General features: G+C 44.8%; 14 protein-coding genes. 11 read left to right on the forward strand and 3 right to left on the reverse strand.

The features are described 5' to 3' along the window. The first annotated feature begins 3 nt into the window (after positions 1–3). From infB to pnp, 7 genes are all read left to right on the forward strand, one after another. The gene (infB, locus tag G496_RS0115875) at positions 4–2,952 is read left to right on the forward strand and encodes a translation initiation factor IF-2 (protein WP_027180132.1); all 2,949 of its coding nucleotides are present in this window, start codon (positions 4–6) and stop codon (positions 2,950–2,952) included. Positions 2,953–3,099: 147 nt separating this feature from the next. Next, positions 3,100–3,387 (forward strand): DUF503 domain-containing protein, encoded by a 288-nt coding sequence (locus tag G496_RS0115880; RefSeq protein ID WP_027180133.1) that lies wholly within the window; start codon positions 3,100–3,102, stop codon positions 3,385–3,387. Positions 3,388–3,427: 40 nt separating this feature from the next. Beyond that, positions 3,428–3,781, forward strand: a complete 354-nt coding sequence (rbfA, locus tag G496_RS0115885; RefSeq protein ID WP_027180134.1) for a 30S ribosome-binding factor RbfA — start codon at positions 3,428–3,430, stop codon at positions 3,779–3,781. Further along, the gene (locus G496_RS0115890; RefSeq protein ID WP_027180135.1) at positions 3,744–4,712 is read left to right on the forward strand and encodes a DHH family phosphoesterase; all 969 of its coding nucleotides are present in this window, start codon (positions 3,744–3,746) and stop codon (positions 4,710–4,712) included. The genes rbfA and G496_RS0115890 overlap by 38 nt, the downstream gene beginning before the upstream one ends. Positions 4,713–4,727: 15 nt before the next feature. Beyond that, positions 4,728–5,663, forward strand: a complete 936-nt coding sequence (truB, locus tag G496_RS0115895) for a tRNA pseudouridine(55) synthase TruB (protein WP_027180136.1) — start codon at positions 4,728–4,730, stop codon at positions 5,661–5,663. Positions 5,664–5,735: 72 nt separating this feature from the next. Then, positions 5,736–6,005: a 30S ribosomal protein S15 gene (gene rpsO / locus G496_RS0115900; RefSeq protein ID WP_027180137.1), complete on the forward strand. Its 270-nt coding sequence runs from the start codon at positions 5,736–5,738 to the stop codon at positions 6,003–6,005. A 355-nt stretch (positions 6,006–6,360) separates the two neighbouring features. Further along, entirely contained in the window at positions 6,361–8,589 is a 2,229-nt protein-coding gene (gene pnp / locus G496_RS0115905) for a polyribonucleotide nucleotidyltransferase (RefSeq protein ID WP_027180138.1), read from the forward strand. Between the two features lie 159 nt (positions 8,590–8,748). On the opposite strand, the gene G496_RS0115910 is transcribed toward pnp, so the two are convergent. Then, on the reverse strand, positions 8,749–10,134 hold the full coding sequence (locus G496_RS0115910) for a hypothetical protein (RefSeq protein ID WP_156900681.1): 1,386 nt from the start codon (positions 10,132–10,134) through the stop codon (positions 8,749–8,751). Positions 10,135–10,374: 240 nt separating this feature from the next. Between G496_RS0115910 and G496_RS0115915 the strand changes: the two genes are divergently transcribed. Beyond that, positions 10,375–11,472 (forward strand): NADH:flavin oxidoreductase, encoded by a 1,098-nt coding sequence (locus G496_RS0115915; RefSeq protein ID WP_027180140.1) that lies wholly within the window; start codon positions 10,375–10,377, stop codon positions 11,470–11,472. Between the two features lie 4 nt (positions 11,473–11,476). Then, positions 11,477–12,574, forward strand: a complete 1,098-nt coding sequence (locus G496_RS0115920) for an NADH:flavin oxidoreductase (protein ID WP_027180141.1) — start codon at positions 11,477–11,479, stop codon at positions 12,572–12,574. A gap of 105 nt (positions 12,575–12,679) precedes the next feature. Here the strand turns inward: G496_RS0115920 and G496_RS0115925 are convergent, their stop codons facing one another. Then, positions 12,680–13,969, reverse strand: coding sequence for a phenylacetate--CoA ligase family protein (locus tag G496_RS0115925; protein WP_027180142.1), 1,290 nt, complete (start codon positions 13,967–13,969; stop codon positions 12,680–12,682). A 99-nt stretch (positions 13,970–14,068) separates the two neighbouring features. Here G496_RS0115925 and G496_RS0115930 point away from each other — a divergent pair, with 99 nt between their 5' ends. Continuing rightward, complete coding sequence (locus G496_RS0115930) at positions 14,069–14,854, forward strand: prepilin peptidase (protein WP_027180143.1); 786 nt, start codon at positions 14,069–14,071, stop codon at positions 14,852–14,854. 154 nt (positions 14,855–15,008) lie between these two features. Here the strand turns inward: G496_RS0115930 and G496_RS0115935 are convergent, their stop codons facing one another. Continuing rightward, the gene (locus G496_RS0115935) at positions 15,009–15,269 is read right to left on the reverse strand and encodes a hypothetical protein (protein WP_027180144.1); all 261 of its coding nucleotides are present in this window, start codon (positions 15,267–15,269) and stop codon (positions 15,009–15,011) included. A 207-nt stretch (positions 15,270–15,476) separates the two neighbouring features. Here G496_RS0115935 and lpxB point away from each other — a divergent pair, with 207 nt between their 5' ends. Further along, complete coding sequence (lpxB, locus tag G496_RS0115940) at positions 15,477–16,610, forward strand: lipid-A-disaccharide synthase (protein WP_027180145.1); 1,134 nt, start codon at positions 15,477–15,479, stop codon at positions 16,608–16,610. The last annotated feature ends 47 nt before the right edge of the window (positions 16,611–16,657 follow it).

Consider the following 16,657-nt stretch of genomic DNA (forward strand, 5'->3'; position numbering starts at 1 on the left):
TACATGGCTGCAAAAATCAGGGTAAATGATCTGGCCTCGGAACTCGGGGTTAGTAAAAAAGAAATTCAACAGGCCGTAAGCGATCTCGAAATAGAGACTCGCGGTAACGGTGTTGATAGTGCAGACGCTGACAAGATCAGGGCTGCACTTGCCGGTGCTTCACGCGAAGTTGTTCGCAGAGAAGTTCAGCCCGGCGTTATTGTTCGCCGCCGTAAAGGGCGCAAAGGCTCCAAACCTTCAGATGAGGAAGCTGCTGAACCTAAGGAAGAGATAAAAGAAGAAACTCCTTCCGAAACCGTGCAGGATAAAAAACCTGCTCAGGATAAAAAGGAAAAGCCGGCTCCAGCTAAAAAGGAACAGGCTGCTAAAGATAAACCTGCCAAAAAAACAAAATCAGCTAAAAAGGTTGAAAAACCTCTGGTCAAAGTTATTGATCCTGCTGAACTTGCAGCTGAAAAAGCCGCAAAAAAAGCTGCAGAAGAAGCAGCCTTGAAAGCTGAGCAGGCTAAAAAAGAAGCGGAAGCAGCCCCGTCCGCACCTGAGGAATCTAAAAAAGACCCCGAAACAAATAAAGAAAAAGCAGCCCCCGAGAAGAGTGAAAAAGAAAACACCCCCCCTGCAGAAAAAGCGATAGATAAAGAAGCAGAAAAAGAAAGCAAAACAGCAAAGGAAGACAAGAAACAGTCTGCTCCCCAGAAGACAGCTGAAAAATCTTCCAATAAAAATGAAGCTGATACTAAAAAGAAAAAACGTAAGAAAAAGAAAGAAGTTGAAGCTCCAAAAGTAAAAATTATATCTCGCCCGGACCCGGAAGCTGTAGCTGCGAAAGAAGCTGCAAAGGAAACAGCAGGCGGCAAGGGTGGCGGCAGGCCACAGGGAACCAGACGTGCTCCTGGTGGCAGACCTCCGCGTCAGGATAACAAGCCACGTGGTGGCGGACGTCCTTTCCCGGATAAATCTGCTGCACCTAAAACTGCGACCAATACCCCCGGAGAACCGCCTAAAGACGGTATGTCCAAGAAGAAAAAGGGTAAAAAAGATCGCAGAGTTGTTGATTTCAACAACGATTACGGCAAGCGCAATAAAGAAAGGGAAATGGATTTCCCCGACAATCGCAAGGGTAAAAGAGGCAAAAAAGGCAAGAACCAGAATAAACCTGTTGTTCAGCCTGCTTCCAAGCCTATTAAAGCCGCAAAGCGTAAAATTAAATTTGACGAAGCTATCAGACTGTCCGACATGGCCCATCAGATGGGACTAAAGGCACAGGAGCTTATCAAGGTTCTCTTCGGACTCGGAGTAATGGCGACTATCAACCAGTCTCTCGACTATGATACCGCCCTGCTTCTGGCTGCGGAATTCGAATATGAAATCGAAAACGTATCCTACTCTGAAGAAGATCTTCTTGTTCCTCAGGCCAGCGTGGACAAACCTGAAGATAAGAAGCCCAGACCTCCGATCGTCACAATTATGGGACACGTTGACCACGGTAAAACATCCCTGCTCGATGCTATCCGCCATAGTGACATAACAGACGGAGAAGCCGGCGGTATCACTCAGCATATCGGTGCTTACCACGTTTCAACTGAAAGGGGCGAAGTTGTATTTCTTGATACCCCCGGTCACGAAGCGTTTACCACCATGCGTATGAGGGGTGCTCAGGTAACAGATATTGTTATTCTGGTTGTTGCTGCGGATGACGGCGTTATGGATCAGACCCGTGAAGCCATCAGTCACTCCAAAGCTGCCGGTGTACCGATAGTTGTTGCCGTCAACAAAATTGATAAAGAAGACGCTAATCCGGATAGAGTTAAACGTGAACTTGCTGAATTTGACCTCGTTCCAGAAGACTGGGGCGGTGACACCATATTCGTGCCTGTTTCAGCTAAACAGAAAACCGGCCTGACCGAACTTCTGGAAATGGTTCTGCTTCAGGCTGAAGTTCTTGAACTTGAAGCCAACCCTGACAAACCTGCACGCGGTAACATTGTCGAGGCAAAACTTGATAAGGGTCGCGGACCTGTAGGTACTGTCCTCATTCAGGAAGGAACAATCCATCAGGGTGATCCTTTTGTATGTGGTCTCTTCCACGGAAGAGTCAGAGCCATGTTCAATGACAGAGGCAAAAAAATTAAATCAGCCGGTCCTGCAATTCCGGTTGAGATTCAGGGCTTTGACGGTATCCCTGATGCAGGTGATGAATTTATCTGCGTAGCTGATGACAAAGTGGCAAGACGTATTGCTCAGGAACGTCAGCTCAGACACCGTGAAAAAGAACTTGCAGGAAAATCCAAGGTTACCCTTGAGTCCTTCCTTGCATCCAAACCTGATCAGGAAACCCTTAACCTCAACGTCATTGTTAAAGCAGACGTTCAGGGATCTCTTGAAGCCATCAGCGAAGCTCTCGGTAAAATGGCAACTGAAGAGATCAAGGTTGATATCGTTCACGGCGGAGCCGGAGCAATCACTGAATCAGATGTACTGCTTGCATCAGCAAGTGACGCCATCATCATCGGCTTCAACGTAAGACCGACAATGAAGGTTAAAGAAGTTGCAGAACGTGAAGAGGTTGAAATCCGTTTCTACGACATCATCTACAAACTGACCAAAGAGATTAAGGACGCTATGTCCGGTATGCTCTCTCCTGACATCAAGGAGAACTATCTTGGTCAGGCTGAAGTACGCCAGACATTCTCCGTACCCAAGGTCGGAACTGTCGCAGGTTGTATGGTTGTGGATGGAAAGCTCACCAGAAACTCACAGGTTCGCCTGCTTCGCGAAGGTGTTGTTATCTACACAGGACTGCTCAGTTCCCTCAAACGCTTCAAAGATGATGTCAAAGAAGTTGCCAAGGGTTACGAATGCGGTTGCGGTCTCGAAAAATACAACGACCTTAAAGTCGGTGATATAATCGAAGCCTTTGAAGAAGTAGAAATAGCAAGAACCTTAGAATAAAATTATACGGGACCGGAAATATTCCGGTCCCGTTTTAAAAATTTCCAGTTATAACTGCATATTGTAAAGCAGTTACAACAAGAGCGGTAAAAGCTGCTCTTTTTTTATTATTAGCTTGCAAAAAACTTTGGACACAGCACTGTAGTTATGATCATAGGTGTATTATCTCTTGAATTCAGGCTGCACGGAAACGATTCACTCAAAGGCAAAAGAAAAATTGCTCTGAGCCTGAAGCAAAAGCTGCGCAACAAGTTTAATGTCTCCGTTGCAGAAACCGAGGCACAGGATTCTCATGATCGTCTGGTTATGGCAGTTGTCACTGTAGCAAACCAGACATCAGAAGTGGAAAGCAGGATGTCTAAATGCCTTTCAATGATTGAAGCCATTTCGCCTGCGGAACTGGTAAACTGCGAAACCGAAGTATTCAGTTCCTAAACCGGACCGCAAGTCCGCCACATTTACGGATATTAAAAAAATGAAAAGTACAACATCACGCCGCTCCATAAGAATGGGCGATCAGATAATGAGAGAGCTGGCAACGATGCTCCTCGAAGAAAGTATGGACCCCAGACTCGAACTGGTAAGTATAAGCGGGGTCAAATTAAACAAAGATCTCAAAATAGCCAAAGTATTTTATACTCTTTCCGGTGACAAAGAACGCGTGGCTAATGCTCAGAAGGCTTTTGAAAAAGCAACAGGCTTTTTACGCTCCGGTCTTGGAAAAAGACTTAAGCTGAAATTTGTTCCGGAGTTGCGTTTTATTTACGATGAATTTCTTGAGGAGATGGTCTATGGACAGCAGTCTGAAACGAATCTGCCAGATTTTTAAAGAGGAAGACAATTTCCTTATTGCAGCGCACTATAATCCGGACGGCGATGCTCTGGGCTCCAGTGCCGCACTTGCTTTTATTTTAAAATCACTCGGTAAAAGAGTCAGACTGTATAATCATACAGGCGTGCCGGCTAATATGGACTGGTTTGAACTGCCGGTGCCCATGTTGACGGAAATTCCTAAAGGATACGACGGCTGGGTTGTAGCCCTCGACTGCGGTGATGCCGCACGCATGGGCGAACCGCTGATGAACTTTATAGACCGCGACCGCTCAATAAACATAGACCATCACATTGGAAATTCGAATTTTGCCGGAATAAACTGGGTAGATCCTAAGAGCCCGGCTGTAGGCGAAATGATCTCCATAATCGCCAACAACCTTGGAATTCCACTTTCAGGCAAAATAGGTGAATGCCTTTATCTGGCAATTGCCACGGACACAGGATTTTTTACATACGGTAACACCCGTCCTGAAACGCTGGAGATCATAGCTGAAATTTTACGTCATGGTCTGAAGCTGGATGAATTTGTTCCTAAAATTCGCAATAACTGGACTCTGAAAAGAGTCAGACTATGGAACCTTGCTCTTGATAAAGTTGAGTTATTCCATGACGAACAGACAATTCTGATTTTTATCACTCAGGAAATGCTCGAAAAAACAGGTACAAACAAGAGTGATTGTGAAGAGCTGGTCAACTTTATCCGCAGAATCAAAACAGTCAGAATTTCTGCCATAATCCGTGAAGACGGTCCCCTGAGATATAAGTTCAGCCTCCGTTCGCAGGGGGATGACAATGTTCAGGCCATTGCTTCTTTATTCGGAGGCGGAGGCCATAAAAATGCCAGCGGCGGACTTATTGAAGATAATCCGGACACCGTGCGCCGTAAACTGGTTGATGCCATCGGCGAGACCTTCGAAAAAGATTAGTAAAAAGGATTAATAGTGGGAAGGAAACCTAAAACAAGCCCCTTTCAGAAGCATGGAGTTCTTGTCCTTAACAAACCGTCCGGACCGACTTCCACCGATTGTCTTAATGATATCAAACATCAGTTGAAGCAGTTTAAAATAGGCCATGCCGGAACACTTGATCCTCTTGCACAGGGTGTTCTTCTGGTCATGCTTGGCAAAGCTACAAAACTTGGCCCATATCTGACAGGAAGAGATAAAGTTTACTCCGGATCACTTATTTTAGGCAGAACAACAGATACTTACGATATACAGGGAGCAGAGACTTCCAGTGCAGATATTTCCGACATTACCGAAGAAATGGTAAAAAATGAAATTTTTGCATGGAAAGACTTGACTAAACAGGAAGTTCCCGCATATTCGGCAGCAAAACATAAAGGAAAACCCCTTTACGAACTCGCCAGAAAAGGCGAAGATGTCCCGGTCAAAATTAAGGACATTGAAATAAATTTTTCTGAACCGCTGGAAGTGAGCCTGCCAAGGGCCTGTTTCCGGGTTAGGTGCTCTGCCGGCACCTATATACGCTCCCTGGTCCACAGCTTGGGGATGCGGCTCGGATGCGGCGCGGTAATGGACTCTTTGACACGCGAAGAAAGCGAGCCATACAGGCTTTGTGATGCCTATGAGCTTGAAGATGTGCTGGGCGACCCCGAAAAATTCGGGGAAAAAGTTATCCCGATTGCGGATACTCTGCCCCACTGGCCTAAATTCACATTAAGTGAAGACATGGCGGCCGATGTTATGAACGGAGCGCGCATTCCGGTAGATCCCGCCTCAGGCGGAGCACTCTACGGCACGGAAGGCGACCGGGCCATGTTTGTAGACCAGAAGGGTGAAGCCATCGCACTGGTTGAAGCTAAACGCTTTAACAGTGAGCTTATGTGGGCAATACTTCGTGGTCTTTGGAACTGATTCCTATCGCGGGGAATTCACGGACAGCATAAACCATGACGTGCCTGAAAAGGCACCAAGGAGGATAGCGCTGTGGTAATGGACGCAGAAACCAAGGCAAAAGTTATTGCTGAGTATCAGACCAAGGAAGGAGACACTGGTTCTCCTGAAGTACAGGTAGCTCTTCTTACTGAAAGAATCACTTACCTGACCGAACATTTTAAAGTTCACAAAAAGGATTTCCACTCCCGCACCGGCCTGCTCAAGCTCGTTGGTAAGCGCAGGAACATCCTCAAATATCTGCACAAGACAGACGTACAGCGTTACCGCGATCTTATCGCCAAGCTTGGTCTTCGTAAATAAATTGTTCAGAGACAAGGGGGAGATTTTTCTCCCCCTGTTTTGTTTTTTTAAGTAATTTTAAATTAAAATTTGATTAGATACTTTATAGTATATATAGTCAGCATGCCTTTCGATTTTTCAAAATCGAATTTTAAATAAACCTACCGGACAGGCCGCACTTTATTTATCCTTACCTTTAGTATTGTAAATTTTAGTCAGGCTGACCGGTAAATACGGCTTTTCGACTTCCCGACAAGAGGTTTTTAGTTGGCTGAGGCAGGGGTTCAAACCCGCGTTGTAATCCTGCCTAAGCCGGCTAAAAAAAACGGGCTGAATCGAAAAGGCCGTCAAACCCGACCAAGAGTCAGGAGTTTTGATGATTGTACCTTTTGAATCTACAACAGTTTCAACCAAAATCGGAGATCTGGATATCAGCCTTGAAACAGGACTGATGGCAAACCAGACAGACGGAACAGTTCTTATCAAATCCGGTGGAACCGTTGTACTCGTAACCGCCGTATGCGCACCAAGCAACGAACCGCGCGACTTTTTCCCCCTTACCTGCAACTATCTCGAAAAAACATACGCAGCAGGACGCATCCCCGGTGGTTACTTCCGCCGTGAAGTAGGCCGCCCTTCAGACCGCGAAACTCTCGTTTCACGCCTGATAGACCGCCCTATCCGCCCCATGTTCCCCAAGTACTACAGTGACGAAGTTCAGATCATCGCAACTGTTCTTTCAGCCGATGACCAGACAAATCCTGATGTTCTTGCCATGACCGGCGCATCTGCCGCACTGCATATTTCAGACATGCCTTTCAACGGCCCTGTTGCCGCAGCCCGTGTGGGATATGTGAACAATCAGTTTGTTCTTTATCCTTCATATTCTGTTGCAGACAATGACAGCGATCTGAACATTGTTTTTGCCGCAACTCGTGACGCTGTTATCATGGTTGAAGGTAGTGCCCAGTTCGTACCTGAAAATGTTATTGCCGAAGCTCTCGAATGGGGACACGAACAGCTCACCCCGATGTTTGACCTTCAGGATGAACTCCGTGAAAAAGTCGGACATCCCAAAAGAGAAATCCTTGAACCGGAGAAGGACGAAACCGTATCTGAAATCGTTACCGAACTTTTCAGTAACGAACTGGATAAGGCTCTGACTATCCCCGGTAAAATGGACCGCAAGGCAGCTAAAAGCGAAGTTAAAGAAAAAGCAGTAGCTGCAATCGAAGAGAAATTCCCTGAAGACAGTGCCAAGAAAGCTGCTGTCGGCGATATTCTCGGCAAGCTGGAAAAACAGATTGTCCGTAAACGTATCGTTGATAAGGGCGTTCGTATTGACGGCCGTGACCTTACCACTGTCCGTAATCTTTCCATTAAAGCAGGCGTTCTGCCCATGACTCATGGTTCTGCCATCTTCCGCAGAGGTGAGACCTGCGCTCTTGCAGTTGCAACACTTGGCAGCAGCCGTGACGAACAGCGTTATGAAACTCTCACCGGTGAAGAATCAAAACGCTTTATGCTGCATTACAACTTCCCTCCGTACTGCGTTGGTGAAGCTAAATTCCTGCGCGCACCTTCACGCCGTGAAATCGGTCATGGAACACTTGCAGAACGTGCTTTAACACCTGTACTCCCTTCACCTGAGGACTTCCCCTTCACCATGCGTGTAGTTTCTGAGATCATGGACTCCAACGGTTCATCTTCCATGGCTACCGTCTGCGGAACAACTCTCGCACTGATGGATGCCGGTGTACCCATCAAAGACCCCGTAGCAGGTATCGCAATGGGTCTGTGCAAAGAAGGCGATGACTACTTTGTTCTTACCGACATTCTCGGTGACGAAGATGCTCTCGGTGATATGGACTTTAAGGTCGCCGGAACAAAAGACGGTGTAACCGCCATCCAGATGGATATTAAAATCAGCGGTATTCCTGCTGAAGTTCTGCGCAAAGCTCTTAAACAGGCTAATGATGCCCGTATGCATATCCTCAACCACATGGTTGAAGTTCTTCCTGAACCAAGAGCCGAGCTTTCCAAATTTGCTCCGCAGATGGCAGTACTCAACATCAATCCTGAAAAAATCCGTGACCTCATCGGCCCCGGTGGTAAAAACATCAAAGCTATTACAGCTGAGACTCAGGCAGATATTGATATTGAAGATTCCGGTAAAGTTTCCATTTTTGCTCCGACCCTTGAATCTCTCGAAAAAACCAAAGAAATGGTACAGTACTATGACCAGTCTGCTGAACTCGGCAAGAACTACATCGGTACTGTTAAAAAGATTCTTGAAATCGGTGCCATCATTGAAATTCTTCCCGGTCTTGAAGGACTGCTGCACATTTCCCAGATTGATTTTGAACGCATCGAAAATGTAACTGATGTTATTCAACTCGGTCAGGAAGTTACCGTAAAAGTAATTGAAATTCAGCCCAATGGACGTATCAGACTTTCCCGTAAAGCTTGGCTCATGGAGCAGGCAGGACAGGAAATTGATCTTGAAAAATTCAAGATGGGCGGCGGTAACCGTGGTCGTGACAACCGTGGTAGAGATAATCGCGGTCGTGACAACCGTGGTCGCGATAACCGCGGACGTAACTAGTCCAGCTAGATATAGAACTATCAGGGCCGCCGGATTTCCGGCGGCCCTTTTCATTTGGCGTCAGCACAATTCTCAATAAGGTTCCAACGCTAATTAGTCTGCCTTGAGTAAATTAAATCTCAACTGCTGATATTTTAAAAATCGGTACAGCTAAAAAAGCTATTTCCCCGAAGTCTCTTCCGCAGAAAGCACCAGATGCTCCTCTAAAACTTTATGCACAAGCACGATAAAATCCGGTGTCTTTCCAGCTTTAATGAGCTGCTTGAGTCTGAAAAGAAAATCTCTGTATATTTCACCTGTGGCCTTGGTATCACAATTATGGCTTAAGCATTCTCTTTGCAGAGTCTGAAGACTCAAAGCAGCAGGCATCCAGTCAGCTCTGTCCCTTATACTGAATAACCAGCAGCATATTTGTGCATTCCGGGGCGACAACCCTTCGGAGCAGGCAGAATATATTTCTACAGGGCTATTAATGTTATCCGTCGATAGCAGTTCGACCTGTTTCACGAAAACAGAATCATCAGCTTCACCTAAAGATCTTTTTAAAATCTTAAGCCACAGCAGCCGCTCACTTTTTGAAAGCTCGGAATATAAAATCTGATCCGGTGTTAATTGAGATTGGCTCAACTTCTGAAACAATTCTGCATAAATCAGTTCAAGCTTGGAATTTTCATCCTGTTTTGCTTTCGCATGCTCAAAAGTGATAGCTGTCCCGACCATTGCTGACAGCTCAGCATGTAAATCGCTATCTTTAAGAGTATCGATAATTTTCTGAGCCTTGTCCGGCTGCATAAAGCGAAGATCAGCATACTCGTCACGTACTTTTTCACGCAATGCTGCCGGGGTTATGCTATTCTTCAATTCTTCGTAAAGCTCTTCACCAAATATGTTTTTCCATTTATCCAGCAGCTCAACTGCTCTCAAAGGTTCTGAGCCCGATACAGATTCCAAAGCCCCGCGATACATTTCTTTAACAGCAGCAATATAACGACTCTGCAAAACATCCTCACTTTCCCCTCTGTAAAGACGTCTGATGGTTCCTTCAATCACCCCTGTGCCATACTCCAGAAGTTCCGGATCAGGATCAGCCGCAGCAGAGGCAATCACCTCCTCCACTGTTTTCATCACAGTCTTATCCTTCCAGCTCGCAAATTCGCGGCTTTCATGCTTTGCAGCAGTAATCATCGCAATTCTGCGTCTGGAGGACATAACATCAGTAAATCGTGCCATGCTTTCTTCATCAGGAAGATCATTTAAAATTTTTCCACCTTCGGTATCAAAAAATTCAGAAACCCTCCGAGTGCATCCCTGAGCATCTCTATCCCTTGTACTTAAAACTCCTGTATCAGGACTGTGCAGCAATTCTCGAAGCCCTTGCTCAAGCACAGCAAAAGCTTCCAAAACATGCAAATCACGAATTTCATCATCACGCTCGGCGGCTCGAGTTTTTATTTTTTCATCAATTCCATTCCCGGTACTATCCAGTCCGCTGACAATTTTTTTGGCGAACTGTTCCCTCTCATCAACTACAGGCACTGTAGGCATAAATTTCTCCATTGTTTAAATTACTAGGCTGTTAAGCTCCTGAAACAATGCCCTGATATCGACAAAAGCGGACCTGAATCAGCCGAGTCAGGTCCGCTTTTATATGTTTTAATTTTACAACCGGTATCTAAACAGTACCTAAGTCTCTAAATGGTAAGTACTTGCCTAATTTCAGGTGAACATTAGTTAATATGGATAACCTGTTTCAAATCAGAAAATAAAATCTTCAGGAGACATTAAATGGCTGATATTTTCGAACCCACATCTATCGGAACACTTTCGCTCAAGAACAGATTATGGAGATCAGCTACATTCGAGAAAAAAGCTGATGAGCAGGGCCATCCTACTCCTGAACTAGTCGCGGTATATGAAGATCTGGCAAAAGGAGGCGTGGGAACAATTATCACCGGCTATGCCGGTATCTGTGAAGAAGAAAAAGCCAACCCGAAAATGATGGGCATTTATGACGACAGTTTCATTCCGGAATATAAAATTTTTACCGATAAAATTCATTCTCTCGGTGCAAACATCATAATGCAGATTGCCTACGGCGGTTCTCAGAGTAACTATAAAACAGAAGACAGGTTGATTCTTGGTCCATCGGCGGTTGAGCACACCAGATTTAAAGTAACGCCTGTCGCCATGAACAAGGAACAGATCAGCTATATTATAAAATCTTTTGCCGACTCCGCCCGCAGAGTTAAAGAATCAGGATTTGATGGAGTTCAGCTGCATGCTGCTCACGGCTATCTGCTGAGCCAGTTCCTGACACCCTACTACAACAGACGTAAAGACGAATACGGCGGATCAATTGAAAACCGGGCCAGAATAATATGTGAAACCCTTGATGCTGTACGCACCAAAGTAGGCCCGGACTATCCAGTGTTTATCAAAATGCACTGCACTGATGAAATGGGTGAACAGGGACTTAATAAAGAAGACAGCCTTGCAGTTGCAAAAATGCTGGAAGAAAGAGGAATCTCCGGCATAGAATTTTCAGGAGGATTTTTTTCTGAAAACGATGCGACTCTTCCAGATAAAAAAGGACTCATCAAAAAAGAAAAACAATCTTATTTTAGAGAACCTGTTTCATGGATAGCCAGTGAACTGAATGTCCCGGTAATTTTAGTCGGTGGAAACCGGGAAATGGAAGTAATGGAAGAAATCCTAAACACTACCGATATTAAATATTTTTCACTTTCACGGACTCTTTTTTCAGAACCCGACCTTCCTGAAAAGTGGCAGAGCGGCTACCGGGGCAAACCAAGATGTATTGCCTGCGGAAAGTGTCGCGGTAAAGAGACCAATGAATGCATATTAAATAAAAAACAGGAGTAAAATTATGTCTACTCTATTTGATCAGACCTCTTTAGGTCCTATGACTCTAAAAAACAGACTCTGGCGTTCCTCAACATGGGAGAATAAGGCCGATTCCAAAGGACACCTGACCCCTGAACTTGTCAAAGTGTATGAAAATCTGGCTAAAGGCGGCGTTGGAACCATCATCACCGGTTACGCTTTCATCTGTGAAGAAGAGCAGCCCAATGCCAGAATGATGGGAATTTATGATGATACTTTTATCGAAGAGTACAAGAATTTCACTAAAAATATTCATGAACTAGGCGCCAATATTGTCATGCAGATTGTGTATGGCGGTTCTCAGACTGATTTCAATTCCGGGTCCAGAAAAATTTTCGGCCCGTCAGCTGTTGAAAATCCCATCTTCAAAGTGACTCCGGTTGAGATGACCAAAAATGACATAGATTACATTATCAAAAGTTTTGCCGAAGCCGCAGGACGGGTTAAAGAAGCAGGATTTGACGGAGTGGAACTGCATGGAGCGCACGGCTACCTGCTCAGCCAGTTTTTGACACCATTCTTCAACCGCAGAAAAGATGAATACGGTGGATCAATCGAAAATCGAGCCAGAATAATATATGAGGTACTGGAAGCTGTAAGAGAAAAAGTCGGCCCGGATTACCCCGTATTTATTAAAATGCACAGTACTGACGAATGGGGTGAAAACGGACTGACACCTGAAGAGAGCCTGATTGTCGTTAAAGGTCTTCAGGAAAGGGGAATTAGCGGCATAGAACTTTCAGGCGGACATCTTTCCAGTGATCCCGATACCGCTCCCATAAAGCCAAAACTGCTTAAAAAAGAAAAAGAGTCATACTATCGCAAGCCCGCAGCCATGATAGCCTCAGCAGTTGATGTTCCTATAATTCTTGTGGGTGGTAACCGCAGTGTGGAGGTTATGGAAGATATTCTTGAAAATACGCCCATAAAATATTTTTCACTGTCGAGAACTCTGCACGCTGAACCGGACCTTCCAAACAAATGGAAGCAGGGATTTCGCGGCAAACCACGCTGCATATCCTGCAATAAGTGTTGGGGCAGAGATACTAATATATGTGTTTTAGACAGAAAAAAATCCTGACCCTGCAATCTGAAACAACATAAAATAATCCCGCCTGAGAAAATCAATATTCAGGCGGGATTATTTTAATGTATGCTTACAAAAAAGCTGTAAAAATTTAAAAGACTAATCTCTTTCGTCAATTACACGCTTTGTTTTGCCGAAGCTACGCGGCAGGGAGCCGGATTTCATTATTTCAACAGTTGATCTGACCAGAATAAGCTTACGGATGAGGTCAGCTACCGCTTTAGCCAGATTGGCATCATTGTCAGCCGAAACACCAAGCTTGCGCTCGACCTTAACAGTCATAAAATCCAATCCTTCTCTGCGCTCAAGATAAATCTGATATTCTGAGCTGACTTCCGGAATATGTTCAAGGACATCAGCAATCTGTCCGGGATAAATATTTACTCCCCTGAAAATGAACATATCATCGCTTCGGCCACTGATTCTATCATGCCGCGGCATATTGCAGCCACAGCTGCATGGTTCAGGAATAATACGAGTCAAATCTCTGGTTCTGTATCTTATAAGTGGTGTAGCTTCTTTACACAAAGTGGTAACCACAAGCTCACCAATCTCACCGGGTTTTACCGGCTCAAGAGTATCAGGATCAATAATTTCAACTATATATCTGTCAGCCCAGTAATGTATGCCATTTTGAGCTTTACATTCTATTCCGGCACCGGGACCATAAAATTCTGTCATACCGCTGATGTCATAACTTGATTCAAGTCCAAGGCTCTCCTCAAACTGACGGCGCATTTTAGGAGTATAAGCCTCACCGCCGAAGATACAGCGTTTAAGGTTGAGGTCTTTCAGTATTCCGGCTTTGTGGGCTTCTTCACCAAGCAGCAAGGCCATTGAGGCGGTTGAACACAGGCAGGTAACTTTCATATCCTTCAAAAGCTGCAACTGGATTTCAAGCATTCCCGGTCCGACAGGAACAGTCATGGCTCCAAAATGTTCAGATCCCAGCTGAAATCCTGATCCGGCAGTCCACAGGCCATAGCCCACACACACCTGAACGCGGTCTTTTGTAGTCAGTCCGGCAAGCTCATAGCAGCGGGCAAACATATCTTTCCAGACTTCAATATCTTTTCTTGTATAACAGAGTATTTTTCGTTTTCCGGTTGTCCCGCTTGAACCGTGTATGCGCACAACATCCTCTTCCTTCACCGAAAGCAGCGGAAAAGGATACCCGTCCTTCAGGTCGCCTGCGGTTGTAAAAGGAAGTCTGCGAATGTCATCAAGTGATTTTATATCTCCGGGAGATACACCTGCTTCTTTGAATCTTTCAGAATAAAAAAGACTGTTATTTGCAGTGTGATCAACAGTCCATTTAAGCCCCTCAAGCTGAATCTCCGCGATATCATCAGATGTCAAATCAGGAATAAATCTATAGTTGCCGCCCATGACGTTCTCCTTTACTAATTCGGGAAGGCCGGTCCACGACCTGAAAACAGTGCATATTCGCAGGAAATTCAACAATCTTCAAGCCCGTAGAATCACTTAATGAATATATTATCAGCAAATATCCAAGTCATGATCATTGCCACACTTATCGGAGCTATCACAGGAAGCTTTTACGCTTGTGCTGCATACAGGTATATCAACGGACTATCACTTCTTAATCCGAAACGATCCTTCTGCCCGGAGTGCGGCTACCAGCTGAAATGGTATGATAATATCCCTGTTGTCAGCTATATCCTTCTGAAAGGAAAATGCCGCAACTGCCATGAAAAAATAAGCATGTTCTATCCGGCGGTGGAACTTATTTCCATTTTGTGGGCGCTGGCGCTCATGCACAAATTCGGTCCGGGTTACCAATTCATTGTTTACATGGTTTTAGGTGGAATAATGATTACTGCTGCGGCAATTGATATGAAAACCTTTATCCTGCCAGATATGCTGACAATTCCGGGCGCGGTAATTGCCGTTGCAACAATGATTTTCATGCCGGGTGGAAACTGGCGGGAAGTTCTATGGGGAGCAGCCATTGGCAGTGGACTCTTCATGACCCTGAGACTGCTATACCGTGGACTTAAAGGCGAAGACGGGCTGGGATTGGGTGATGTAAAATTAATGTTTATGATCGGAGCAATGAGCGGACCTCAGAATCTTCCGCTGGTTATTACCGTAGCAGCGGGATCAGGAATTATCGGCGGACTTATCCAGCTAAAATTTTTCCCGGATGATGAAAACAGCCGCAACATGGTTCCCTTCGGACCTTTCCTTGTACTCGGGTCAATGCTTGCTACGCTCTACTCCGAAGCTTTCTGGTTATTTTATTTAAGATAGCTAAGTTTGGTTTGCAGCATAAAAATGAAAAAGACGGAACCATTATGATTCCGCCTTTTTCGAGGCTGAGCCTGAATCCGTGAAATGATTCAATCGCCCTTCCTTAAAAATCTGTCAACTTTTTCTTTATGTTAGAATATCTATACCGGGATGTTTAAACTCCGAATGGACCAAATTTTTCAACAAATTCGGACAATTCTTCGTACAGATGCTTAGAAAATTGTTCATATTTTTCAGCCGGGGTATCATAACTCTCAAGCTTTTTAACAATATTTGCAGCTTTACCGTAAACACTGTCAAATTCTTCCGGTGTCATTCCAGAAAGTTCCATGGCCTCTTCTTTGCTGAGGTTTCCGGTCTCAGCAAAAACACCGGCAAGAACTCCTATCATTTTTTTTACGTTCTCTTTAGGCATATAGCACTCCTTATGTAATTTTTAACAAACCTTATCCGCGTATATTTTATTAGCACTATTGTATCAACAAATGCAAGCTATTACGATTTCAACACAAACTTGATTCTGAATGAAACACTTGTGCCTTACTGCATTCAATGGGATATTGACTGCCGTTTGCAGGCTGTTTTGAAAAATACTAAACCAGACAAACTACTAAGATACTAAATGAACAATAAAATTAAGAAAAAGATATGGATAAATGCCGGAGAAGCTTCAGGCGATATGCACGGAGCACTCCTTGCTGAAAATCTGGTAAAAAATGACCCGGATATAGAAGTTATGGGAATGGGCGGACCGGCTATGGAAAAAGCCGGGTGCGACATTCGTTATCCCATGAGTATGATTTCACTTATGGGGGTTACAGAAGTTCTGCCCAAGCTGCCGCGCCTGTTGCGCCTTTTCGGTGAAATTGAAAAAATTTGGAAAAAAGAAAAACCAGCAGCTGTGGTCCTTATCGACTGCCCGGACTTTAATTTTCGGCTGGCTAAAAAAGCTAAACGCCTCGGGATACCGGTATATTACTATATAAGCCCTCAAGTCTGGGCATGGCGGCAGGGACGGACTAAATTTCTGCACAAAACAGTTCGTAAAATACTGTGCATCCTGCCCTTTGAAAAACAGTTTTATAATGAGCGTGGTGTTGATGCCGACTATGTGGGCCACCCCCTGCTTGACCTTATCCCGGTAGAAGAACTTGATAAAATATCACCACATAAAAATCAGCTAGGAATACTTCCGGGAAGCCGCAGTAAAGAAATTTCCAGCCTGATGCCCATTTTTTCAGAAGTTGCGCGAAAATTGAAAGATGATCACCCGGAACTTAAGTTTGTTATAGCCCGTGCTCCGGGGGTGGATGTAAAAAAAATTACTTCCAGCTGGCCGGATAATCTTGATCTTGAAATAGTAGAACCTGAAAACAGGTATGAGATGATGCGCAGCTCTTCTTTTCTGCTGGCCGCATCAGGCACGGCCACGCTTGAAAGCGCATTGATAGGCACTCCGACCGTAATTGCCTATAAAATGTCCGCAATTACCGGCAGCCTTGCCAAAAAATTTCTCAAGGTAAAATATGTAAGCCTCTGCAATCTCATTTTAAACAGAGAGGTTCTGCCGGAACTTCTGCAGGACAACTGCACCGTGAAAAAAATACATGCTCAGGCGGAAGAATGGGTTGCACAACCGGAAAAAACTAAAAAGACACGTACGGATCTCAAAATAATGCGCGAAAAAGTAGGTTCCCCCGGTGCAGCATCAAGAGCTGCAAAAATTATCATGCAGGACCTTAAAATATCAGAATAGATTTTTCTCACAACTATCAAAAAATAAAAGCCTCCTGAACCCGATGC

It is taken from the genome of Maridesulfovibrio bastinii DSM 16055 (assembly GCF_000429985.1).
GTDB lineage: Bacteria > Desulfobacterota > Desulfovibrionia > Desulfovibrionales > Desulfovibrionaceae > Maridesulfovibrio > Maridesulfovibrio bastinii.

Excerpts from the sequence above, each read along its gene's own strand:
- G496_RS0115930 (WP_027180143.1), top strand. The coding sequence starts at position 14,069 with ATGAATATATTATCAGCAAATATCCAAGTCATGATCATTGCCACACTT.
- G496_RS0115925 (WP_027180142.1), bottom strand. The coding sequence starts at position 13,969 with ATGGGCGGCAACTATAGATTTATTCCTGATTTGACATCTGATGATATC.
- G496_RS0115890 (WP_027180135.1), top strand. The coding sequence starts at position 3,744 with ATGGACAGCAGTCTGAAACGAATCTGCCAGATTTTTAAAGAGGAAGAC.
- pnp (WP_027180138.1), top strand. The coding sequence starts at position 6,361 with ATGATTGTACCTTTTGAATCTACAACAGTTTCAACCAAAATCGGAGAT.
- G496_RS0115880 (WP_027180133.1), top strand. The coding sequence starts at position 3,100 with ATGATCATAGGTGTATTATCTCTTGAATTCAGGCTGCACGGAAACGAT.
- infB (WP_027180132.1), top strand. The coding sequence starts at position 4 with ATGGCTGCAAAAATCAGGGTAAATGATCTGGCCTCGGAACTCGGGGTT.
- lpxB (WP_027180145.1), top strand. The coding sequence starts at position 15,477 with ATGAACAATAAAATTAAGAAAAAGATATGGATAAATGCCGGAGAAGCT.
- rbfA (WP_027180134.1), top strand. The coding sequence starts at position 3,428 with ATGAAAAGTACAACATCACGCCGCTCCATAAGAATGGGCGATCAGATA.
- G496_RS0115915 (WP_027180140.1), top strand. The coding sequence starts at position 10,375 with ATGGCTGATATTTTCGAACCCACATCTATCGGAACACTTTCGCTCAAG.
- G496_RS0115920 (WP_027180141.1), top strand. The coding sequence starts at position 11,477 with ATGTCTACTCTATTTGATCAGACCTCTTTAGGTCCTATGACTCTAAAA.
- G496_RS0115935 (WP_027180144.1), bottom strand. The coding sequence starts at position 15,269 with ATGCCTAAAGAGAACGTAAAAAAAATGATAGGAGTTCTTGCCGGTGTT.
- G496_RS0115910 (WP_156900681.1), bottom strand. The coding sequence starts at position 10,134 with ATGCCTACAGTGCCTGTAGTTGATGAGAGGGAACAGTTCGCCAAAAAA.